This window comes from Pseudomonas sp. LS2P72 (assembly GCF_054897865.1).
In genome coordinates, this window is sequence record NZ_CM142708.1 from 3,532,856 (window position 1) to 3,555,800 (window position 22,945).

A 22,945-nucleotide genomic window follows, 5' to 3' on the forward strand; every position below is an offset into this window, starting at 1 on the left:
GGGCTGCCTGTTCTCTTGACCCTTGGCCGAGACGACGAGTTCAACGAAATTTCTAATGTTATTAAAGCCCTTGCTGCAAGGCAGGGTCGTCGGGATTGAGTTGCTCAAGTTGCGCCAGCAGAATCTGTACGTTCTGCAACTGGCCGCTTTCTTTCCAGTAATTGATCAACAACACCCGGGCTCTCCGGTCGGCCGGGTGGCGCTGGACGATTTCTTGCAACTGTTTCTGCGCCGCTTCCAGTTCCTGTTCATCGTGAAGCGTAGTCGCCAGGTCGTAGCGGTAATCCTTGTTGTCCGGCTCCAGCTCTACGGCTTTGGAAAGGCCGAGGAGGGCGAACTCACTTTGCCCGTGATGCAGCAGCCAAAGCCCCAGGGCATGTTGCAGGTAAGCCGAGTCGGGCTGAGCTTTTAGCTGCTTGGCCAACAGTTGTCGGGCAGCATCGTTTTGGCCCAGGCGATCCAGCACGTCGATTTGCATTACCAGCGCGGGCAGGTTGCCGGGCGCAAGACGCAAGGTGTTCTGCAGTGCCTGCTGCGCCTCTTTCAATTTGGCATTGTGCAGATGCAGCCGAGCCAATTGATATTGGTTGTCGGCGCTTTCCGGCTGACTCTTCAGGTCTTGCTCCCAGGCATCGATGGCTTGCTCCAACGGCCCGAAGTACAAGCCGAGATCATCCGGCGATAGCCCCAGCAAGGCGTTCACAGCGGCATAGCGGACGCGCTGTTCGCTGTCATCGAGTAGCGGGCCCAGCAGCAGGCTGCGCTGACCGCTGGGCACCAGACCGCTGATGCTTTTGATCGCCGCAATGCGCACCTCTGGCGATTCATGCTGCAAGTCCGCATCGGCCAGTTTCAGAGCCACGGAGCTGGGGTAGTTGGGCAGTTCGGCATGCAACCAGACGCGGCGTTTGGGCGATAAATCGGGGCGGCTCAATTGCTGGTAGAGAACTCGCGCGGCGCCCGGTTGACCTGCGCGCGCCTGATTCAACGCCTCGCTGTAGCCACGCTTGATCGCCTCTGACACGGCGGGGGTTGTGCTGCGCAGGGAAAACCAGGCAACGCCGATGGCAAACAGGACGCAAAGGCTGATGAGCAGGTAGCGGCGGGACTGGGGCATGCAGGAATCCGGGAGCTGGCAAGCTGTTGCAAAGTTGCCAGCTTCGGTCAGGCAAGGCTGGGAGTCAAACCCAGACTTGGTTCATTACGTTAGTCAGTCGATTCAAGTCAGTCCGGCTTTTCAATGATTTTGCCTACAGGTTGCGTCGCCATTGAAACCCGTCGAGGCGCCATAGCAGTGACTACGCTTGCTGGAGATGACTCGATGAGCGCTCCCATGCAACCGCTGCTTCAGTACTTCAAAGCGATACTCAACCCCGGGCCCGGAGTGGCGTTGTTCGCCCTGCGGACCATCGCGGCCGGGCTGCTGACGTTGTATCTGGCGTTCCTGTTCGACCTTGAGCAGCCCAAGTGGTCGATCATGGCGGTGGTCATCGTCAGCCAGCCATTGGGCTGGCGCAACGGGTACCGGTGCGAATACAGATCGACGCCGATTACGCTGCCAAAAACCGACTGCGCGCCGGGACCACGGCCACCGTAACCATCATGGAAACCCGCGATCACCAATCCACACCTTGACCCCTGTAGGAGCCGAGCTTGCTCGCGATGGCGGCTTAACATTCAACATTGATATCAACTGACACGCCGCCATCGCGAGCAAGCTCGGCTCCTACAAGGGCCAGGTGTTTTCATCAGGCAAAAAAAAGCCCCGCGACCGAATGAGGCGCAGGGCAAAGGAATTGGTTGGTTGCGGCCAACCAAAGGAGCTCGTTAAAACTTTACTTGCTGGCGACCGTCTCTGGTTGCCAGCCACCGCCCAGGGCTTTGTAAATCGCGACAATGCCGCGATACAGTTCGACTTCGGCCTGGGCCTGAGTGTCTTCAGCCGCCAGACGCTCACGTTGGGCATCCAGCAGGACGAGGAAGTCCGCCGTGCCTTCGCGGTAGCGAATTTCGGCGAGGTCGGCTGCGGCGCGGCTGGATTCGCTCTGACGAATCAGCGAGATCAAGCGCTGTTGACGTTTGCCGTAGTCGCTAAAGGCGTTTTCCGATTCTTCCAACGCCAACAGGACTTGCTGCTCGTAGGTCGCCAGGGCGCCTTCGGCATCAGCATCGGCACCACGTAAACGGGCGCGCACACTGCCAAGGTCGAACGCAGCCCAGGTAATGCTTGGGCCCAATGCCCAGGCGTTGGCCGCCGAGGAACCGATTTGCGAACCGCGTCCGGCGGTGAAGCCAAGGAAACCGCTGAGGCTGACCCGTGGGAACAAATCAGCCTTGGCCACGCCGATACGGGCGGTGGCGGAGGCCAGTTTGCGCTCGGCGCTGAGAATGTCCGGGCGACGCTGCAGCAGTTCACCCGGATCACCAATCGGCAGGGCTTTGGCGATCGCCGGCAAGTCTTTTGGACTCAGGTCGACGGTCAGCTTGTCCGGACGTTGACCCAGCAGCGTGGCGATGCGGTTTTTCTGTCGAACCTGTTCAGCCTGCAACTGTGGCACGCTGGCTTCGACAGATGCCAAGCGTGCATCGGCGCGGACCACATCGAGCTGATCGCCGACCCCGGCATCACGCAGGCTGACGGTGATCTTGCTCGATTCCTGCTGGTTATTCAGGTTGGCCAGGGCGATCTTTTCCCGCAGCTGCGCACCGCGCAGTTGACCGTAAGCATCCACCAGTTCGGCAATCATCGAGACTTGCAGTTGGTACAGATCGGCTTCGAGCGCTTGCTGTTCGGCGTCGGCAGATTCCAGATTGCGCTGGATACGGCCAAACAGGTCGATCTCCCACGCCATATCCAGGCCCAGGTCGTAGCGTTCGCTACTGACCCGCTTGGTGGTCTGGCCCGGAATCTGACCTTTGGCCAAGTCACTGCTGGCCCGGCTGGTGATGGTTGGCATGGCGTCATTGCTGACGTCATCGCGAATTGCTCGCGCCGCTTTCCAGCGAGCGAAGGCTACGCGCAAATCACGGTTGCCTTGCAGCGATTGAGTCACCAACTGGTTGAGGGTCGGGTCTTCGAACTGCTGCCACCAGATGCCTTCGAAGCGCGAGCGGTCGAAGTTCTTCTGACCGGCGCTGCCATCGGTGGCGGTCGTGATGTTGGCAGGCTCAGTGGCTGGGGTCTTGTAGTCCGGGCCGACGGCACAGGCACTCAGGGCCAGTACCAGAAGGCTCGGCAGGAAGGCTTTCAGGCTCATTGTTGCGCCTCCAGTTTCAGGGCCTTGGCCGCTTTGCGCTTTTCACCGCGCTCCACAAAGTTACGAATCAATACGTAGAACACGGGCGTCAGCAACAGACCGAAGAAGGTTACCCCGAGCATCCCGGAGAACACCGCCACACCCATGGCATGACGCATTTCGGCACCGGCACCGCTGGAGAACACCAGAGGCACAACACCCATGATGAACGCGAAGGAAGTCATCAGGATCGGACGCAGACGCAGACGGCAGGCTTCCAGTACTGCGGCGAGCGGGCTGAGGCCTTCGTCTTCCTGTTTATCCTTGGCGAACTCGACGATCAGAATCGCGTTCTTACAGGCAAGTCCCACCAGTACGATCAAGCCGATCTGGGTGAAGATGTTGTTGTCGCCTCCCGAAGCAATCACACCGGTGATGGCCGACAGCAGGGTCATCGGTACGATCAGGATCACCGCCAGTGGCAGGCTCCAGCTTTCGTATTGAGCCGCGAGTACCAGGAACGCCAGCAGTACGCAGAGCGGGAACACGAACAGTGCGGTGTTGCCGGACAGAATCTGCTGGTAGGTCAGGTCGGTCCATTCGTAGGTCATGCCGTTCGGAAGTTCTTCCTTGAGCAGTTTCTCGATGGCTTTTTCGGCTTGGCCGGAGCTGTAGCCGGGGGCTGCTGCACCATTGATTTCAGCGGTGATGAAGCCGTTGTAGTGCATCACACGGTCCGGGCCCGAGGTGTCGCTGACCTTGATGAAGGTCGCCAGCGGGATCATCTCGCCTTTGTTGTTGCGCACTTTCAGCTGACCGATCTGGTCCGGTTCGAGACGGAACTGCTGTTCAGCCTGAACGTTGACCTGGTAGGTACGGCCGAAACGGTTGAAGTCGTTGGCATACAGCGAACCCAGGTAAATCTGCAGGGTGTCGAAGATGTCGCTGACAGCCACGCCGTGGCTCTTGGCTTTTTCCCGGTCGATAGCCGCATCGACCTGTGGCACGTTCACGGTGTAGCTGGTGAACAGGGCGGCCAGTTCCGGCACGTTGTGGCTTTTGTTGATGATGTTCATGGTTTCTTTGTACAGCTCGTCGTAGCCCAGGTTGCCCCGGTCTTCGATCTGCAGGCGGAAACCACCGATGGTGCCCAGGCCTTGTACCGGCGGCGGCGGGAAGATTGCCATGTAGGCTTCCTGGATCCCGGCGAACTGGCCGTTCAACGCACCGGCAATTGCACCGGCGGACATGCTCGGATCTTTACGCTCGTCGAACGGTTTCAGGGTCACGAACACGATGCCGGCGTTAGGACTATTGGTAAAACCGTTGATCGACAGGCCGGGGAAGGCCACCGCACTTTCCACACCAGGTTGTTTCAGGGCCAGGTCGGACATGCGTTTGATCACGTCTTCGGTACGGTCCAGGCTCGAAGCGTCCGGTAGTTGCGCGAAGGCCACCAGGTATTGCTTGTCCTGGCCGGGTACGAAACCGGTCGGGGTGCTGGAGAAACCGAAGAACGTCAACACCATCAGGCCTGCGTACAACAGCAGGGCGATGCCGCTGCTACGAATAACCCGGCCCACCGTGTTCACGTAGCCGTGGCTGGCCTTGTCGAAGAAGCGGTTGAACGGACGGAACAGCCAGCCACCGAAAATCTTGTCGAGGACCTTGGAGAAACGGTCCTTCGGCGCATCGTGGCTTTTGAGCAACACCGCAGCCAGGGCAGGCGACAGCGTCAGCGAGTTGAACGCCGAGATCACGGTCGAGATCGCAATGGTTAACGCGAACTGCTTGTAGAACTGCCCCGTGAGCCCGGAGATGAAGGCCGCCGGAATAAACACCGCACACAGCACCAGCGCCGTCGCGATGATCGGGCCGGTCACTTCACGCATGGCCCGTTTGGTTGCTTCGACCGGCGTTAGTCCGAGTTCGATGTTTCGCTCGACGTTCTCCACCACCACGATGGCATCGTCCACCACGATACCGATGGCCAATACCAGACCGAACAATGACAGGGCGTTCAGCGAGAAGCCGAACAGGTGCATCACGGCAAACGTACCGATCAGCGAAACTGGCACCGCCACCAACGGAATAATCGAGGCGCGCCAGGTTTGCAGGAACAGGATCACCACCAATACAACGAGGATCAGCGCTTCGAAGAGGGTGTGAACCACCGCCTCGATGGAGCCGCGCACGAAGATTGTCGGGTCATAGACGATGCTGAAGTCCATGCCTTCCGGGAAGTTCTTCTTCAGCTCGGCCATTTTCTCCCGAACGTCGTTGGAGATCTGGATCGCGTTGGAGCCAGGGCGCTGGAAGATCGGGATCGCCACCGCCGGCTGGTTGTTCAGCAAGGAGCGCAGAGCGTACTGGCTGGAGCCGAGTTCGACACGAGCGATGTCTTTCAGGCGAGTGATCTCACCATTTTCGCCGGAGCGAATGATGATGTTCTCGAACTCTTCTTCAGAAACCAGACGACCTTGGGTGTTGACCGACAGCTGGAACGCGGTGGCATTCGGCGCAGGCGGCGCACCCAGTGCACCGGCAGCCACCTGACGGTTCTGTTCGCGGATTGCGGTTACGACATCGGTGGCGGTCAGGTTACGTGAAGCGGTCTTGTTCGGATCGAGCCAGACACGCAGCGAGTAATCGCCCATGCCGAACAGCTGCACGTCACCGACACCGCCCAGACGCGCCAGCTCATCTTTAATGTTGAGCAAGGCGTAGTTGGACAGGTAGAGCATGTCGTAGCGTTTGTCCGGCGAGGTCAAGTGCACAACCATGGTCAGGTCGGGTGAAGCCTTGTCCACGGTGATACCGATGCGCGTCACTTCTTCTGGAAGTTTCGGCTCGGTCCGGGTCACGCGGTTCTGCACCTGTACCTGTGCGTTGTCCAGGTCAGTGCCCAGCGCAAAGGTGATGGTCAGGGTGATCTTGCCGTCAGCGGTGGACTGCGAGGACATGTACAGCATGTTCTCGACGCCGGTGATGGCTTGCTCCAGAGGAGCTGCCACGGTTTCACCGATGACTTTCGGGTTGGCACCCGGGAAGTTGGCGCGGACCACAACGGTCGGTGGAACCACTTCCGGGTATTCGCTGATCGGCAACTGGAACAGCGAGATGGCGCCGGCGATCAGGATCAGCAGCGAAAGTACCGCTGCAAAGATCGGCCGTGAAATGAAGAATTGGGAAAAATTCATCGTAGAGATCCCTTAACCGCGTGGTGTCGCAGCAGCCAGTTTCACAACCGAACCCGGCGCGACCTTGGCAGGTGCGACTTGGGGCAGGTTGCTGGCTTCCAGCGCTTGTCGTTGTTGAGCCAGAGCGGCGAGGGTTTGTTCGCTGGCCATCGGGATCACTTCAGGGGTGACCGGCGAGCCGGGGCGAACACGTTGCAGCCCCTTGACGATGACGGTGTCGTCCTTGCTCAGGCCGTTGCGCACGATGCGCAAACCTTCGATCTTCGGACCCAGTTCGACCGAGCGGTAAACCGTTTTATTGTCGGCATCCATCACCAGCACGAACTTTTTACCCAGATCGGTACCGACCGCTTCGTCGTTGATCAGCACGGCGGAATAGGTGCCGCTGCCGACCAGTTTCAGGCGGGCATACAGGCCTGGGGTGTAGGCGCCGTCGCTGTTGTCGAACACGGCACGACCGCGGATGGTGCCGGTTTTCGGGTTGACCTGGTTGTCGACGAAGTTCATCACGCCCTGGTGTGGGTTGCCGTCTTCGTTGGAAAGGCCGAGGTAGACCGGCGTGGTAGCACCGCGTTTGCCCTGGCGAGCGAGCTGGGTGTATTTGAGGAACACACGCTCGTCAGCGTCGAAATAGGCATAGACCTTATCGGTGGACACCACACTGGTCAGCGCGGTGGTATCGGCGGTCACCAGGTTGCCGGCGGTGATTTCCGCACGGCTGACGCGGCCACTGATCGGCGCGGTGACACGGGTGAAGCTCAGGTTCAGTTTCGCCAGATCCAGTTGTGCCTGGAGGGCACCGACGGCGGCGCGGGCTTCTTGAGCAGCGCTGGTGCGCGAATCTGCCAGCTCGGCGGAAATCGCGTTGCTGGTGCGCAGACGTTCGCCACGTTGGGATTCGTTTTCGCTGCGGGTGGCGTTGGCGCGGGACTGGGCAACCAGGGCTTCGAGGCGGCGAACCTCGGCCTGGAATGGACGCGGGTCGATCTGGAACAACAGGTCGCCTTTCTTGACCAAAGCGCCTTCAGTGAAGGCCACTTCATCGATCTGGCCAGAGACCCGTGGACGAATTTCTACGGTTTCCGGCGCTTCGAGGCGCCCGGTGAATTCGTCCCACTCGTTAACCGGTTGTTCCAGCACCTTGGCCACGCTGACCTTGGCTGCGGGCATAGTGGCGGCCGTGTCCGGAGTCTTGCCGCAGGCGCTCATCACCAGCACGGCCAACAGGGCCAACGGGAAGCGCAAATGTTTGAGTGATTGTTCCATGGATGCATCCGCCAATGTATTGAGAATGGACGGATGATGCTCGGCGAGGATGTATCGCACGAATCGAATGAGGCAAAGGTAACTATCATTCGGAATGATATAAGCCGCTGCCAAGCTCTCTAGCGTGCACCTTTCGTTAGGCGGCTATCAAATGAAATGATGACAATTCAGTGTTGCGGGGAGTGCAAAGATAAGGCGTTGGATCGAGTCGCTGCCATCGCGAGCAGGCTTGGCTCGTACAGGGATTTGTGTCTGTTACCGATCACTGCCCGGGTGATTGACCGCCGCGACGATGTAGCCTTATCTCAAAATCATCATTTTTTTGATATCACACCATTCATGTATTGATTTAAATCGCGCAGATCCTTAATCCCCCAAGAGTGCGGGGGTAGCTTTACACCATTCTCTTGCAAAGTTTTGGGGATCAAGTCTCCATTTGGACGAAGTATTATCGATGATACGATAACGCCCGGATAATCACTTAGTCGTTTTTTGAAAGTGGAGGTTGTAAGGTCAGATGCAGGAGGATTGCTTTTGTTGGCCAATGGTCCTGTTCCTTTGAGATCTATTCCGTGGCACATGACACATCTCTGTAAATAGAGATTTTTTCCATTGGCATTATCCGCGAAGGATAGTGATGTTTGAATTAACGATAAAAATCCTAGCGAAGCGATGAATAATATTCTCATTTTTCATGTGGACTTGTTGTATAAGTCAGATCTGAGTCGAAGGCAAACTCCGGAGGTGCCGCTGCAAACTCAATTCTTTCGATAATATTTGAAGTTATCTAAACATCTGCTCAATCATGAGCCTTGATGGAACAAATTACTGGGGGGCAATCCCGAAAGCCGATAACGTGAGGTCGGCCGGTGGAATGCTAGCCGTTTTTGCACAGCCAGTGCAGAGAAGTATTGCAAAGCAAATGACGCTGGGGATTATGTTCATTTGCCGAAACTGAATCCGGGTGGAAGCGAATTTTCGGCTTCAAACACAGAGTTTGGGAAAACGAGGGGGGCGAGCGTTTGCATACGTGAAGCACGCATTAAATTTTACCGTCCTTGGAAATTTCGTTGCGAAGAATGCCGCAAGCGGCTGTCGCGTTCAACATTATTAAAGCTGGAAGTGCTGTTCTCAGATGTGACTTTTTCTTGCCTGCCCGCCAGTGGCTCAGGATATGTAACCCTGAATCGCACGAACTGCGCACGGTCGAGACACTACCGGACGATGGGCGGCTCGTTCGTCTGTACATCGGGCTCGAACATGCGCCGGATCCGTGTGCGGATTTGGCTCAGCCGTTTGATCAGATGGGCTGACGCGTCAGCCCATTCAAAGACTCTCAGGATCCCCAAAGAACATCTGAATCCGCGACCTTAACCAACGCTCGCCCGGATCATTATCCTGCGACCCGCGCCAAGCCATATGCAATTCAAAACTGCGCACCGGCAACGGCGGATCTTCAGCCCGCACACCACCGGCCGCTGTCAACGCTTCAGCCGTGTAATCCGGCACGGTCGCGACAATATCGGTGCCGCTGATGAGCGTACTGAGCCCGTTGAACTGCGGCACCGCGAGCACTACATGTCGTTTGCGTCCGAGCTTTTCCAGCTCTTCATCTATAAAGCCGCTCAGGTCGCCGGCGAACGACACCAGCGCATGAGGCCGCGCACAGAAATCATCCAGGCTCAACGGCCCCGGCACCGTGTCGGCCCGCAATAGTTTCGGCATGCTGCGACGCAGTATTTTGCGCTTGGCGTTGGCCGGCAGGTCGGCGGTGTAGCTGACGCCGATGGAAATTTCGCCCGACGCCAGCAGGCTTGGCATCAGGATGTAGTTGGCCCGCCGCACCACCAGCACGATCCCCGGTGATTCGGCGCGCAGGCGCTTGAGCAGCATCGGCAGCAGGGCGAACTCGACATCGTCCGACAGGCCGATGCGGAACACCGCAGTGCTGGTGGCCGGGTCAAATTCCGCCGCACGACTGACTGCGGTGGAAATCGAATCCAGTGCAGGAGAGAGCAGGGCGAAGATTTCCACCGCGCGGGCGGACGGTTCCATGCTGCGGCCGGTACGCACGAACAACGGATCATCGAACAGCCCGCGCAGGCGCGAGAGTGCCGCACTGATGGCCGGCTGGCCGAGGAACAGTTTCTCCGCAGCGCGGGTCACACTGCGTTCGTGCATCAGTGTTTCGAAAACGATCAACAGGTTCAGGTCGACACGACGCAGGTCATTACGATTCATCTGGAGTCCTGGCAGAGTCATCAAGCTTGACGGGAGCGGCCATATGAGAACAATGGCCGGCATGAATATTACGGGGAAAGGCTGCTACTCTGCACCGAGTAATTCAGTTTTCCTGAAAAGGCTGCTTCGGTTTTCACGGCATTAGACGATGTCGCCGGCGCTGCGGAATCAATGACAGGCATGTCGACTATTAATAGCCACTGATGGTCTTGGGTAGAAAGCCCAGATAGAGTTCAGGGCATTAGAGGTTTCTTTGACGAGGTTTGCGATGTCCCGCACGATCCGTTTTCACAAGTTTGGTCCAGCCGAGGTGCTCAAATGCGAAGAGCATGCGGCCGCTCTGCCTGCACCGGGCGAAGTGCAGGTGCGCGTCGAGGCGATTGGCATCAGCTGGTACGACATTCTCTGGCGCCAGAACCTGGCCTCTTCCCACGCTCGTCTGCCTTCAGGCCTTGGCCATGAAATGTCCGGTATCGTCACGGCGGTCGGCGAGGGCGTCGATGATCTGGCCGTCGGCGACAAGGTCGCCAGCTTCCCGGCTGAAAGCCCCAACGATTATCCGGTCTACGGCGAGCAGATCGTTCTGCCACGCTCGGCACTTACCCGTTACCCGGACGTGCTCAGCCCGATCGAAGCCAGTGTGCATTACACGCCGCTGCTGATCGCTTACTTCGCTTATGTCGATCTGGCACGGGTCAAACCCGGGCAATTCGCCCTGGTGACCGATGCCAGTCACTGTGCCGGTCCGTCCTTTGTACAACTGGGCAAGGCTCTGGGTATCCGGGTCATTGCCGCGACCAAGACAGCGGAAGAACGTGAGAATCTGCTGTCCCTGGGTGCCGAGAAAGTCATCGTCACCGAAGAACAGGATCTGCTGATGCAGATCAACAAGATCACCGACAACCGTGGCGTGGACGTTGTGTTCGACGGTCTCGGCGGCCCACAGATGTCGTTGCTTGGCGATGTGCTTGCACCTCGCGGCAGCCTGGTGCTGTATGGCCTGCAAGGTGGTAACCAGACGCCGTTCCCGGCCTGCGCAGCGTTCCAGAAGAACATCCAGTTCTTTGTGCACTGCATCGGCAACTTCACCGGCAAGCCTGAATTGGGCATCATCCAGGACCAGGTCGCACTGCAACGCGCCTTGCGCGACATCAACCAGATGACCGCCGACCGCGTGCTGCTGCCGCTCAAGACTAAGGTCTTCCCGTTTTCCGAGTTTGTAGAAGCACACCGCTACATGGACGAATGCCCATGCCGCGAACGGGTCGCCCTCCAGGTCGAACCTGCATAAGCCCTTCAAATAAGCCCCTCTGCAAGAGTCCGTGCCCACGGACTCTTCTGATTTCAGCACCTGCCAAAATGAGACGTCCCATTGCCCCATCAATGGGTCAGTTCAGCAACTGAACTGGTTTTTGCTCTCAATCTGTATCTTCTAATCATCATATAAGCCTTGATAATTGAATGATTACTTTCATCTCAAGGAATGAGTCATGGCTGGGTATCAGGTTGATACTTTTCTATACACACTGTTAATACATATCCGACCAATAGTTCGTCGTTGCGCAGTTGCCAAAAAAACATGGGTGACTTCTTTCTCTATTTCTTGTGCTAATTGTCTGTGGGACGCTGTCGGACATTTCCTAGGATGTTGCTCGCAGACGCTAGAGGCCGGTTCTACGGGGGGTCGCGACCACCTGTCTCTGGCGGGAGCAGGGGAGGCTTCTAGTTATTTCAAATAATTACTAAAAGCTTAAGTGCTAGCATTTGTCAATAACGTCTCAGTACTTCAATCGTGGCAAGCAACTCATTGCGCAATGCGTGTCGTTGTTGGCGCGATCTCGAACTTACAAGCATCAGGTAAACGAAGATGACCAATATCCATGACCAAGCGATGAACTATGTCTATCAGCAAGTGCTGCAGCGATTGCTGAGTTTCTTCTCGCGAGCCGAACGCACGGCATTGCAGCTGATGATTCAGCGACTGGTGGTGGCCGCCGGAGGTATGGAACGTATTGGCGATTACAAGGTGCTGGCGATCCAGTCCGGCTCCCGCGACAGTTGTTACACCCTGGCGCTGCTGCGCGCTGCGCAACTGAGTATCGCCGGCCGCGCGCCCGCGACATTCCAGTTGCGAGTGGCCTCCTTGCGCTTGAATGACACCAACCCTGCGGCCCTGGAAAACATTCATCGCAGCTACAGCGCCTTGTTCCTCTACGACGATCCTCGGGTCGAAGTGTTGATGGTTGATAATCGGGAAGTCCTGCCGTTCAACCATCTGACGCCGATTTCCGAAGGCGGTCGTGAGTCGAATCGGCTCAATCTCTTGATGGTTGGCCATCGTCGCGCCTGGAGCGGGCCGCTTGATCTGTGGGACGACGGGTAACTGGCCACCGGCGAGTTCTATGGGCAAATAGCTCGATGGGATAACGGTGTCGATGCATTGATCAGCAGTGACTCACCACGTCAGCAGAAGCAGTTTCTAGACGGGTTGAAGCGTGCTGCCGCCAAGGCCGGGCTCAAGACCTCGAACCACCACGAAACCGGCTACGAGCGGCTTTTCGCGTTGCTCGATGAACTGGGCAGCGACTGCTACCGCGCTTTTTATGCTGAGCATGACCAGGTTGCGTGGCGTCCGGCCGAACGATTTGAGGCCTGTCGGCGCACCACGTACATCGACATTCACGACATGCTGGTCAGCAATCTGGAAGAGCGTTGGCCGCTGCTCACCGAGTTTCTCGGTTTTCAACCTGACGAACTGGCGGCTCAGCTCAGCGACAACGAGTACGTCAGCCTTTCTATCTCTGCACACATGCGCGGTTTGCAATCGTGCTTCATGCACGATCGCGACTACGAGACAGGTATCGCCGAATACCTGCAACGGGCCTTGGTGATGATGCGGCGCAAACAAATGGCGGAGCGGTTGTGCGAGCAAGCGGTAGAGGCGTTCGGCAATCCCGCAACGTTGGCCGAGCAGCGCGTGCTGGCAGCGGCCGAGGCTCAAAGAAACCTTGGCCTGAGCGAGGCTCAACTGGTGTGCCTGCTCTTTTCACCTTTCGTCGAAAATGGCGCGGCGCTTGAGCGTTTTCTGCGCCAGTGCCACCCCGGCATGCTCGTGGCGATGCCTGATTTGCACCGCGCAATGCAGGGCAATCCGGTGCCGGAGCAGGTTCTGCAATGGATGACCGACGTCAGCGGGTTGCCTGTCAGCCTGATCGGCAAGCTTTACCGCATGGGCCCGGTGTCTGCGGATGAGGGGAGGGCAGGTGCCCCGGAACTCGGCGGCGCGGGTTCGCAAATCGAAGCAGCCGACTATGACGACGACACGGCGGTGGCGGATGAATGGTCAGCGGGGCGCTGAAAGTGCGTGGCTTGGCAGATTTCCTGACGATGCAAGATGACGTTCACACGGCATTCGGCACTCGCCCATGAAAGGGCCACGAGAAACTGACTTCGCGTATCAGGCGGTGTACCGATATCTGACTAACCTGATCAACGAACCGGTCAGTGACACGCGAGTCCGTCTGCCTTCGTTGCGACAGTTGGCGGAGCGTCTGAGCGTGTCGATTTCGACCATTCAGTACGCTTATTCGCTGCTGGAGAAAGAAGGGCGCGTTTATTCGGTGGCCAAGTCCGGCTATTACGCGTTACCGGTGTCCTCCATCAGTACGCTCAGCAGTGGCAACGACCTGCTCGAAACCGTTTATGTCAACGCCAGACGTCCCGGAATGCTGGTCTTGAGCGCCGATGAACCGGCGTTGTTGCAACCCCTCGACAGTCCGTTGTTACTGCTGGAACGAGAACTGCTGCGCCAGTATCCGCGTCCGCCGCAACCGACATCGCAACCGTGCGGCGAGCTGGAGTTGCGCATTGCCCTGGCAGCGCGCTACACCACCTCGCCGCTGCGCTGCTGGCACGCCGACGATGTCTATATTGGTGCCGACCTGCGTGGCGTGCTGGAAATACTGATCGCTGTGTTGAATCTCAAGGACGCCACGGTGTTGGTCGAGTCGCCGTGCGACTGGGCGATTCTGCGGTTGCTCCAGGCTGCGCAGGTGCGAGTGATCGAGCTGGCGGTGCAATCCTGCGGTGGACTGGACGTCGAATGGCTCAAGGAGTTGCTGGAGACCGAGCCGGTGCGGCTGGTGATGGTTTCATCCGGGCTGAACATGCCGCGAGGCAGTCTGGCACCCGACGACAACCGACAGGTCGTCGCGCAGTTGCTGGAGCGACATGGCAGTTGGGTGTTGGAAAACGACTGCTACGGCGAACTCGGATTCGAACCGGACGGACAGCGGTTTCGCGACTTGCTGGACCCCGATCGGCTGATCGTGTTTTCCACCTTCGAGAAAATCATCGGGCCCGAAGCGCCCTATGGTTATCTGCTGTCGCGGCATTTCAGTGCCGAGCTGCAACGGCACTTTCTACTGCGTTCGTTTCGCTTGTCACCGATTCGCCAGAAAGCCATCGCGCGCTTGTACGGCAACGGACGTGTCGACCAGCATCTTCAGGTATTACGGCGGATGCTCAAGGACCGCAAGGTGCAGATGTCGCAGCTGTTGCAGGAACGTCTGGGCGATGCCTTGCACTTCGTTGAGCCCCAGGGCGGTGCAACGATCTGGGTTCGTTCGCTACGCCAGGTCGATGTACGTCGGGTGTTCCAGCGCCTGCTCAAGCATCAAGTGGTTATCGCACCGGGAGAGCTGTTCAGTCTCCAGGGCTTGCATGCGCAACACTTGCGCCTGAGTCACACCTTCGGCGGTGACCACGACCTTGTCGCGGCGTTGGGCCTGTTAGGGGATGCCTTGCGTCTGGAGTCGATCGATTGAGCAGGGCCACAAAACATCATTAGCACTCTCGGATCGATCCCATCGCGTTGTGGTCGAACTGCCAGTAAACTGCGTTCCTATTCCTGAACCACTCGACTTCAGAGGTTTTGCATGACACTCAGTCCTTTTGCGGGCAAACCGGCACCGGTAGAACTGTTGGTCGACATCCCGCGACTGGTGACGGCCTATTACACCGGCCAGCCCGATGCTGCCATTTCGACCCAGCGCGTAGCTTTTGGCACGTCCGGGCACCGAGGCAGCTCGTTCGACTTGAGTTTCAACGAATGGCACGTCCTCGCGATCAGCCAGGCGATCTGCCTGTACCGCGAAGCCCAAGGCATCGACGGCCCGCTGTTCGTCGGCATCGACACCCACGCGTTGTCCACCCCGGCCGGCGCCAGCGCCCTTGAAGTGTTGGCCGCCAACGGCGTGACGGTAATGATCGCCGAAGGTGACGAATACACCCCGACACCGGCCATTTCCCACGCCATTCTTTGCTACAACCGCGGGCGTACGTCGGGCTTGGCGGACGGTATCGTCATCACGCCGTCGCACAATCCGCCGCAAAGCGGTGGCTACAAATACAACCCTACCAACGGTGGCCCGGCCGATACCCACATCACCAAGTGGATCGAAGCCAAGGCCAACGAACTGCTGAGCAACAAGCTCGCCGGGGTCAAACGCATCAGCTACGAGCAGGCGCTGAAGGCCAGCACGACCCATCGTCACGATTACCTCAATACTTACGTCGCCGACCTGATCAACGTGATCGACTTCGACGCCATCCGTGATGCCAAGCTGCGTCTGGGTGTCGATCCGCTGGGCGGCGCCGGGGTGCGCTACTGGTCTGCGATTGCCGAGCATTACCGACTGGACCTGGAAGTGGTCAACAAACAGGTCGATCCGACCTTCCGCTTCATGACCGTCGACTGGGATGGTCAGATCCGCATGGACCCATCGTCCACTCACGCCATGCAGGGCCTTATCGGCCTGAAAGAGCGCTTCGACGTAGCATTCGCGTGCGACCCGGACCACGATCGCCATGGCATTGTCACCCCGTCCGGTGGTTTGCTCGCGCCGAACAACTACCTCGCCGTATCGATCGACTACCTGTTCCAGAACCGTCCGCAATGGCGCGCCGATGCGGCCGTGGGTAAAACCGTGGTCAGCAGCGGCTTGATCGATCGCGTTGCAAAACGTCTGGGTCGTCGCCTGTACGAAGTGCCGGTCGGCTTCAAGTGGTTTGCTGACGGCCTGTTCGATGGCTCTTTGGGCTTCGGCGGCGAAGAAAGCGCCGGTGCTTCGTTCCTGCGCAAGGATGGCAGCGTCTGGTGCACCGACAAGGACGGCTTGATCCCGGCGTTGCTGGCCGCAGAAATGACCGCCCGTACCGGCCGCGACCCAAGTCAGGCCTATCGCGCCTTGACCGATGAACTGGGCGAACCGTTCTCGGTGCGCGTCGATGCCAAGGCCAATCCTGAGCAGAAGGCCCTGCTGAGCAAATTGTCGCCGGACCAGGTCACCTCGACCCAACTGGCGGGCGAAGCGATCCAGAGCATCCTCAGCCATGCGCCGGGTAACGACCAGGCGATCGGTGGCCTGAAAGTCATGACCGAGAACGGCTGGTTCGCGGCGCGTCCGTCGGGCACTGAAGACATCTACAAGATCTACGCTGAAAGCTTCGTCAGTGACGAACACCTCAAGCAATTGGTGGCTGAAGCGCAAACACTGGTGGACGGCGCGATCTCTGCGAAGTAATCCATGAATGTAAAAAGGGGCGGCCATGACGGTCGCCCCTTTTTTTGTCCTGCGTTTGACGATTAAGCCAGGTCCACCAGGACGATTTCACTGTCTTCGATGGCGGTCACCCGCAACGCTTGCTCATCGGCAACTGCAATACCGTCTCGAGCTTGTGCACGCAAGCCATTGACTTCAATGACACCGGTAGCCGGTACCAGATAGGCGCGACGGCCATTGTCCAGACGATACTCGGCGGACTCACCGGCCTTGAGGTTCGCGGCCACTAATCGGGCGTCGGCTCGAATCCGCAGGCTTTGATCGTCGCCGGCCTTGCCGCTTGCCAGTGTCACGAAACCTTCGCGCTGGCCTTTGGGGAAGGGTTTGGCGCCCCAGGACGGTGCCAAACCGGATTCGTTCGGGATGATCCAGATCTGGAAGATCCTGGTCTCGGTCGCTTCCAGGTTGTATTCACTGTGGGCGATCCCGGTGCCGGCGCTCATGACCTGAACGTCGCCCGCTTCGGTACGACCCTTGTTGCCCAGGTTGTCTTCGTGCGTGATTGCGCCTTCACGGACGTAAGTGATGATTTCCATGTCCCGGTGGGGGTGTTTCGGAAAACCGGTGCCAGAGGCAATCACGTCGTCGTTCCACACCCGCAGGTTGCCCCAGTTCATGCGTTTTGGGTCATGGTATTCGGCGAACGAAAAGTGGTGATGAGCATCCAACCAGCCATGGTGGGCGCCACCCAGGGAGTTGAAGGGTCTGAGTTCAAGCATGATCGTCTCCTGAAAAGGTTCGTCATGGGGCGGAGCGCCTGAGCCACGAAACGCGAACCGGTGGTTGATGGCGAGCATCATCTATCAGGCACCAATCGATAAAAAGCGTAAAAAATGCCTCAATACAATCGAATAATTTGATATCAAATCACCTCGAAAGATTCTCACCCAACCTTCACTTCATCGCATAAGCCAATGACCTGTAAGCATTTCACTAGAACTGAACGGCAAATGCAGACACCATAGCCCTCAACAGCCTCACACCCTGGAGTCAGCCCGCGTGCCGCAACACACCCCCGACCTTCCTCCTGAACTTCGTCCCCTTGCCGAGATGCCGTTGCTCAAGCGACTGGCAGCCCGGTTCTTTGGTCATGGCCTGACACGTCTGCGCGCACAACACCGTGCATCCTGGCTGCACGGCCAGGCCGACGGCTTTCGCAGTGGGCACAGTGCCGGGGTGGATTACGGCTATAAGGAAGGCAAACTTGAAGGGTTGGAGGAAGGTCGGCAGGTATTGTTGATCCGCGACTCGCGCTCCACCGAACACCGGCCGCCCAACGTTGACGACAATTTGTTCGACGATTGGCGTCTGCCGTTGAGCGCTGAGTTGAAGAAACGCATGAAGACGGATGTTGCTCGACTGCTGCCACCGCACGCCCAACCCAGCGCCGCACAGTGGAAAATGATCTTCAGTGACACACCCTCGACCTCGGTGATTGCCGGCGCGGGTGCGGGCAAGTCGACCACGTTGGTGTTGCGTATTTTGCTGCTGACCCATTATCTGGGATTCGAGCTGAGTTCGATGACGGTGGTGACCTTTACCCGTGAATCGCGCAAAGACTTCATCAATAAACTGATCGAGCTGTTTGCACTCTGGGGCCGGTCGCTCGGTTTCAAAGAGGCGCGTGATCTGGTGCGCACCTTCCATTCGCGAATCCTGCCGATGGTTCGCAGCCTGCCGGGCTTCGAGCGGCTGCAAGCCTTCGAAAACCTCAGTCACCGTGTGCAAAGCGGCGATGAGGAGGTCGACAGCAATCCTTTCGACCTGCGCATCAACGACGCCCAGCGCCAGCAACTCAACGCTTGCTATCACAGCCTGCACACGCGCAATGAGCGCTTTCGCGAATTGATCAAGCCATTATCCCGTCACGCATTGCAACTCAAGGAACTGGAGCGCGATCACCCGGACGTACAAAAGCGCATGGCCGTGACCGAACTGGCCGCCAAGCGTGATGAAGAACTCTGCGACGCTATCGAAGATTTGTGGTTTCGCGCGGGTGCTTGGCCAATCAAAGGCATCGAGCCGAAGCGCCAGACGTTCGATATCAACGGCTCAACATTTCATTGTCATGGCTGTATTCCGAGCCTGGACGCTTGGGTGGTGTTGGGATTCGATCCCCGGGAAAATCCGCAGGTCAGCCGGCCCAATGCCAAATTGAGCGTGCGCGCGGAATGGGCGGTCAAGCGCACCCTGTTTCAAGCTTTCTGTCGTAAGCCTTTGATTTGGCTTGATAGTTACGAGTCATCAAAGCGTGTGTTGGCGTCTCTGGGAGGCGATGCCAGTGCCGGGCCGGGCTTCGATTACAAGGTCAAGGGCGAGCTCGGCTCCGCGCCGTTACTGGACTGTTTCGTCGCTGCCGCCGGATTTATCGAGAACCTCGGCCTGGATGTACCCACTGCCGTGGGCCAAATGAGCTTTGCCAAGGACGACCCTGACCGGTTTTTCTTCGAGGCCTTGAGCCTGTACTGGCGAGCGCTGGAAGATCACCTGCTCGATCAGAAACCCCCGGTGATGACTTACAACCGGATGTTCGCCTTGTTCAGCGAACATTCGCCGGAAAACCTGAAGCTGCTGAGCGATGAGTTGCTCAGGCCGATGTCGCACTTAATGATCGACGAATTTCAGGACGTATCGCCGCAGATCGTTTCCTGGATTCGCGCGAGCCTCACGGAAATCCGCAGTCGCGGCCCGGCCATGCACGTGGGGCGCGGCGCACAACGTTCGTCCTTGCTCTGTGTCGGCGATGACTGGCAGTCGATTTATGGCTGGCGGGGCAGTTCGCCGACATACTTCATGGAATTCAACAAGGAATTCCCTTCGCCGAGCACGACCAAGGTGATGCTGAGCGACAACTATCGCAGCCATCAGCACATCATCGATGCGGCCGAACACATCGTTCGTGCGGCGCCGGCGATCGCGGGCAAGAAGGCCAAGGCCAGTGGCGAGCCGAAGGCATTGCTGCCGGTGAACGTTCTCGATCGCGACGATCAAGGCATGGCCAAGCGCCTGATGGAACACTACAGAAAGGGTGATTCAATCTTGATGCTTTATCGAAAAAGTAGCGATAAGTCATTGATAGAAGAACATATTCAGTCTGTAGTTAATGTGGATTCCAGCTTGCCGTACGAAGCACGACGGCTCAAACAACTGACCTATCACAGCGCCAAGGGACTTCAGGCTGACGCTGTGTTCCTGCTGGGTGATTGTCAGCACCTGACCAGTTCACCGTACAAGAACCAGGTCTACCGTATGGCCGGTCTGGGCAAGGCTGGCGACAGCGAAGCGTACGACAGCGCACAGAAAGACGAGATCCTGCGTTTGGCTTACGTCGGCATCACTCGGGCGGTGAGTCATTGCTACTGGTATGTCGATGGGCAAGACGCCCAGGCAGCCAACCTGCCTAAAGCGTCCGATCGGATCGGCAAGGGCAAGGCGTTCTTTGCAGATCACCGACAGGGCAAGACATCGGCGTGACCTGTAAAAGATCGTCGCCCACAAAAAAGCCCACTTAACGTGGGCTTGTTGTTGAAAGTTCAGCCTCAGGCATAGCTCCTGAGAGCGGCTGGCGGAATGAAAGCCTCAAGCTCATCTTCCACCGCTTCGATAATTCGCTCTACATCCGCCGCATTCATTACCGTCGCGCAAGGAATGCCGGCGATGGCGATCATGGTCTCGCCACTGGCACGGTCAAATAGACGGGCAATCATGCTGCCCGGCGCATCCATGCTCGCCTCGAAACCCATGGGATGAAAATGCCAGCGCATCAGCTGGCAGGCGTTTGGAAAGGTGACTTTACTGAACCCTTTATTCATATGTTGCCCGCCTCATTCATCGAGCGCTTCCTTTAGCTCATGTTAGGTGGGAAGAGCCTTCAATGGCTCAACCGGTGACTGCCTTTAAAAGTAGCAGCCAAATGTGAAAACAATGTGGATTTTTCAGGCCGTTTAGCGATTGGTTCAATTTTTTTGATGCAGGTCATGGGAACGCTCGGTGTTCGACAGTCGGCCGCCACTGGTTGGTCATTGAAGCTGAGACGGAATTTCGGCAAGCTCGGCTTTTTTTCGCCGAGTCCTTTATGCACGCCGATGATGATGGTCCGCTGCAAACCCAGGCCACGGGCGACACGGTGATGCGATATCACTTGCGCTGGAAACACCGGGACCTGGACGGGGTGATGGCGCTCTATCACCCTGAGATTCAGTACAGCGATTTTTTCCAGAACCGTGTGATGGGGCTGTCCGAATTGCGTGAGTACGTGCGTAGCAGCATGCCCCGCGATCCCGATGAGGCCCTCGAACACTCAGACCGCATTCGCCTGGACGGCAACACGGCGTTCATTCAGTACCGCATCACCCTTCGCGGCGGTGAAGGCCTGGTTTCGTTCCGGGCCAGCGAGGCGATTACCGTACGTGACGGACTGATTTGGCGGGTCAACGAGTACGCCTCGCTGGTGCATGAGCAGCCCTCTAGCAAGGTCACCAGCAGCCAACGTCCAGCGGCCAGTCGACTCGGGCTGTCTGCACGCCAGCTGAGTTTCATGGCTGAAGACTTGCAGCAATATTTTCAGCGCCAACAACCTTACCTCGATCCTGAACTCGACCTGCAACGGGTGGCGAAGGAGTGCGGGTATAGCCGCAATCAGATTTCCTATCTGCTGAATCAGGTGCTTGGCCAGAGCTTCTATCGATACGTCAACCAGGCGCGCCTGCAGCATTTGCTCGCGGCACTGGATAACGCCACGCCGCCACTGCGTATCGACGAACTGGCGTTTGCCGCCGGGTTCAATTCGCTGTCGGCGTTTTATAGCTGCTTCCGTCAGCACACCGGCCAGTCGCCCAAGGCCTACGTAAAACAAATTTCTTTGCGTGCACGCGCGCAAGACAGCCTCTAAGCCCACGCACTAGGATCGACGCCATCGAAGTTTGAGTGGCGGAGACTTGCATGTCGGCGTGGCGCACTATCAGTTTGTGGATGGATCAACTCGACGAGCCATTATTGGCGCGTCCGGCGCTGGAACAGGATCTGGACGTCGACGTCGCCATCATTGGCGCGGGGTACACCGGGCTCTGGACCGCGTACTACCTCAAACGCCTGGCGCCCGACCTGAGCATTGCCATCGTTGAAGCGCAAACCGCCGGTTTTGGCGCCTCGGGGCGTAACGGTGGCTGGCTGATGGGCAATGTGCTGGGCGAAGACCGCTTGCTCGCCGACTTGCCGCCCGAACAGCGCCGGGCTTCTTTCGATTTGCTGCACGGCATTCCGGATGAAGTCGGGATTGTCCTTGAACGCGAACACATTGACTGCGATTACCGCAAAGGCGGGGCGCTGTATTGCGCTGCCCGTTATCCGGAACAGGAAGCCAGCCTTCGGCATTATCTCGACACGCTCTACCGCCAGGGATTGACCGAAAGCGATTACCGCTGGCTCAGTCCCGAGCAGTTGGGGCAACAGATCAGACTCGCCAAACCTTATGGCGGTATCTATGCACCGCACGTCGCGACCATTCACCCGGCAAAGTTGGTGCGAGGTCTGGCTCGGACGGTGGAGAAAATGGGCGTCAGGATTTACGAGAACAGCCCGGTCACCCAATGGCAATCGGGAGGCCTGCGTACGGAAATAGCCTCGGTTCGCAGCCGTTGGATCGTGCCGGCGGTCGAAGGTTACTCGGTCACCTTGCCACCGTTGGGGCGTTATCAGCTGCCGGTGCAAAGCTTGATCGTGGCCACCGAGCCGCTATCCGCAGCCACGTGGGATGAAATCGGCCTGAGTCGCGGCCAGGCCTTCAGCGAAAACAGCCGCCAGGTCACTTACGGTCAACGCACGGCTGACAACCGGTTGGTGTTCGGCGCGCGGGGCGGTTATCAGTTCGCTGCCAAGTTGCGCCATGACTTCGACTTGACCACCAGCGAAGTGGAGCTACGGCGTTATCTGTTTGGCGAACTCTTCCCGCAGCTCAAGAACGTGCGGATTACCCATGCCTGGGGCGGCAACCTGGGGATGTCCCGGCGTTTCAAGCCGCACATGCTGTGCGATCAGGCCAGTGGCATCGCCTTGTCGGGTGGCTATGGCGGGGAGGGCGTCGGTGCCAGCAACCTGGGCGGCCGGACTCTGGCCGACCTGATTCTGCAGCGCGACACCGAGCTGGTTCGTCAGCCGTGGGTCATCCATGGCGGGCTCGACGCGCTCAGGGCCTGGGAGCCGGAGCCCTGCCGCTGGCTCGGCTACAACGCGATCATCCGCAGCTTCGTCCACGAAGACCAGACACTGGCCAATCCGGCCACCGCACCTTGGCGTCGCAAACTGGCCACCGGTATTGCCGGCTTCATGGAAGGTTTCATGCAGTAAACCGCGCGCTCTTCATTTATAGGCTCAATCGACA

General features: G+C 58.2%; 14 protein-coding genes and 3 pseudogenes. 9 read left to right on the forward strand and 8 right to left on the reverse strand.

From position 1 onward, the window contains the following. Positions 1-61: 61 nt before the first annotated feature. The gene (locus tag ACYZUA_RS16260; protein WP_461959666.1) at positions 62-1,117 is read right to left on the reverse strand and encodes a tetratricopeptide repeat protein; all 1,056 of its coding nucleotides are present in this window, start codon (positions 1,115-1,117) and stop codon (positions 62-64) included. A gap of 216 nt (positions 1,118-1,333) precedes the next feature. On the opposite strand from ACYZUA_RS16260, the pseudogene ACYZUA_RS16265 reads away from it, so the two are divergent. Together ACYZUA_RS16265 and ACYZUA_RS16270 are read left to right on the forward strand one after the other, a co-directional pair. Next, positions 1,334-1,507, forward strand: a pseudogene (locus ACYZUA_RS16265) (FUSC family protein); the annotation flags it as partial. Beyond that, positions 1,504-1,635: pseudogene (locus ACYZUA_RS16270) on the forward strand (HlyD family secretion protein); the annotation flags it as partial. The pseudogenes ACYZUA_RS16265 and ACYZUA_RS16270, both read left to right, overlap by 4 nt. Before the next feature lie 200 nt (positions 1,636-1,835). On the opposite strand, the gene ACYZUA_RS16275 reads toward ACYZUA_RS16270, so the two are convergent. The 5 genes from ACYZUA_RS16275 to ACYZUA_RS16295 form a co-directional block, all read right to left on the reverse strand. Continuing rightward, positions 1,836-3,257, reverse strand: a complete 1,422-nt coding sequence (locus tag ACYZUA_RS16275; RefSeq protein WP_461959667.1) for an efflux transporter outer membrane subunit — start codon at positions 3,255-3,257, stop codon at positions 1,836-1,838. Then, positions 3,254-6,436, reverse strand: a complete 3,183-nt coding sequence (locus ACYZUA_RS16280) for an efflux RND transporter permease subunit (RefSeq protein ID WP_461959668.1) — start codon at positions 6,434-6,436, stop codon at positions 3,254-3,256. Before ACYZUA_RS16280 ends, ACYZUA_RS16275 begins: the two co-directional genes overlap by 4 nt. Before the next feature lie 12 nt (positions 6,437-6,448). Further along, complete coding sequence (mexE, locus tag ACYZUA_RS16285) at positions 6,449-7,702, reverse strand: multidrug efflux RND transporter periplasmic adaptor subunit MexE (protein ID WP_461959669.1); 1,254 nt, start codon at positions 7,700-7,702, stop codon at positions 6,449-6,451. 314 nt (positions 7,703-8,016) lie between these two features. Beyond that, positions 8,017-8,391: a c-type cytochrome gene (locus ACYZUA_RS16290; RefSeq protein ID WP_461959670.1), complete on the reverse strand. Its 375-nt coding sequence runs from the start codon at positions 8,389-8,391 to the stop codon at positions 8,017-8,019. A 637-nt stretch (positions 8,392-9,028) separates the two neighbouring features. Beyond that, positions 9,029-9,943, reverse strand: a complete 915-nt coding sequence (locus ACYZUA_RS16295; protein WP_461959671.1) for a LysR family transcriptional regulator — start codon at positions 9,941-9,943, stop codon at positions 9,029-9,031. A gap of 268 nt (positions 9,944-10,211) precedes the next feature. Here ACYZUA_RS16295 and ACYZUA_RS16300 point away from each other — a divergent pair, with 268 nt between their 5' ends. The 4 genes and pseudogenes from ACYZUA_RS16300 (at position 10,212) to pgm (ending at position 16,527) form a co-directional block, all read left to right on the forward strand. Further along, a complete protein-coding gene (locus ACYZUA_RS16300) occupies positions 10,212-11,234 on the forward strand; it encodes a zinc-dependent alcohol dehydrogenase family protein (RefSeq protein WP_461959672.1) in 1,023 nt (340 codons plus the stop codon). Positions 11,235-11,810: 576 nt separating this feature from the next. After that, a pseudogene (locus ACYZUA_RS16305) lies at positions 11,811-13,301 on the forward strand (hypothetical protein). 67 nt (positions 13,302-13,368) lie between these two features. Next, positions 13,369-14,769 carry an aminotransferase-like domain-containing protein gene (locus ACYZUA_RS16310; protein WP_461959673.1) on the forward strand — a complete coding sequence of 467 codons (1,401 nt, stop codon included), beginning with the start codon at positions 13,369-13,371 and terminating at the stop codon, positions 14,767-14,769. Between the two features lie 111 nt (positions 14,770-14,880). Beyond that, positions 14,881-16,527, forward strand: coding sequence for a phosphoglucomutase (alpha-D-glucose-1,6-bisphosphate-dependent) (pgm, locus tag ACYZUA_RS16315; RefSeq protein WP_283180371.1), 1,647 nt, complete (start codon positions 14,881-14,883; stop codon positions 16,525-16,527). 62 nt (positions 16,528-16,589) lie between these two features. Here pgm and ACYZUA_RS16320 read toward each other — a convergent pair whose 3' ends face one another. Then, entirely contained in the window at positions 16,590-17,285 is a 696-nt protein-coding gene (locus tag ACYZUA_RS16320; protein ID WP_461959674.1) for a pirin family protein, read from the reverse strand. Positions 17,286-17,565: 280 nt separating this feature from the next. Here ACYZUA_RS16320 and ACYZUA_RS16325 point away from each other — a divergent pair, with 280 nt between their 5' ends. Beyond that, positions 17,566-20,040 (forward strand): UvrD-helicase domain-containing protein, encoded by a 2,475-nt coding sequence (locus ACYZUA_RS16325; protein ID WP_461959675.1) that lies wholly within the window; start codon positions 17,566-17,568, stop codon positions 20,038-20,040. A gap of 65 nt (positions 20,041-20,105) precedes the next feature. Here ACYZUA_RS16325 and ACYZUA_RS16330 read toward each other — a convergent pair whose 3' ends face one another. Continuing rightward, a complete protein-coding gene (locus ACYZUA_RS16330) occupies positions 20,106-20,378 on the reverse strand; it encodes a DUF1652 domain-containing protein (protein WP_008156356.1) in 273 nt (90 codons plus the stop codon). A 263-nt stretch (positions 20,379-20,641) separates the two neighbouring features. Here ACYZUA_RS16330 and ACYZUA_RS16335 point away from each other — a divergent pair, with 263 nt between their 5' ends. Beyond that, on the forward strand, positions 20,642-21,457 hold the full coding sequence (locus ACYZUA_RS16335; RefSeq protein ID WP_461959676.1) for a helix-turn-helix transcriptional regulator: 816 nt from the start codon (positions 20,642-20,644) through the stop codon (positions 21,455-21,457). A 50-nt stretch (positions 21,458-21,507) separates the two neighbouring features. Beyond that, positions 21,508-22,911 (forward strand): NAD(P)/FAD-dependent oxidoreductase, encoded by a 1,404-nt coding sequence (locus tag ACYZUA_RS16340; RefSeq protein WP_461959677.1) that lies wholly within the window; start codon positions 21,508-21,510, stop codon positions 22,909-22,911. The last annotated feature ends 34 nt before the right edge of the window (positions 22,912-22,945 follow it).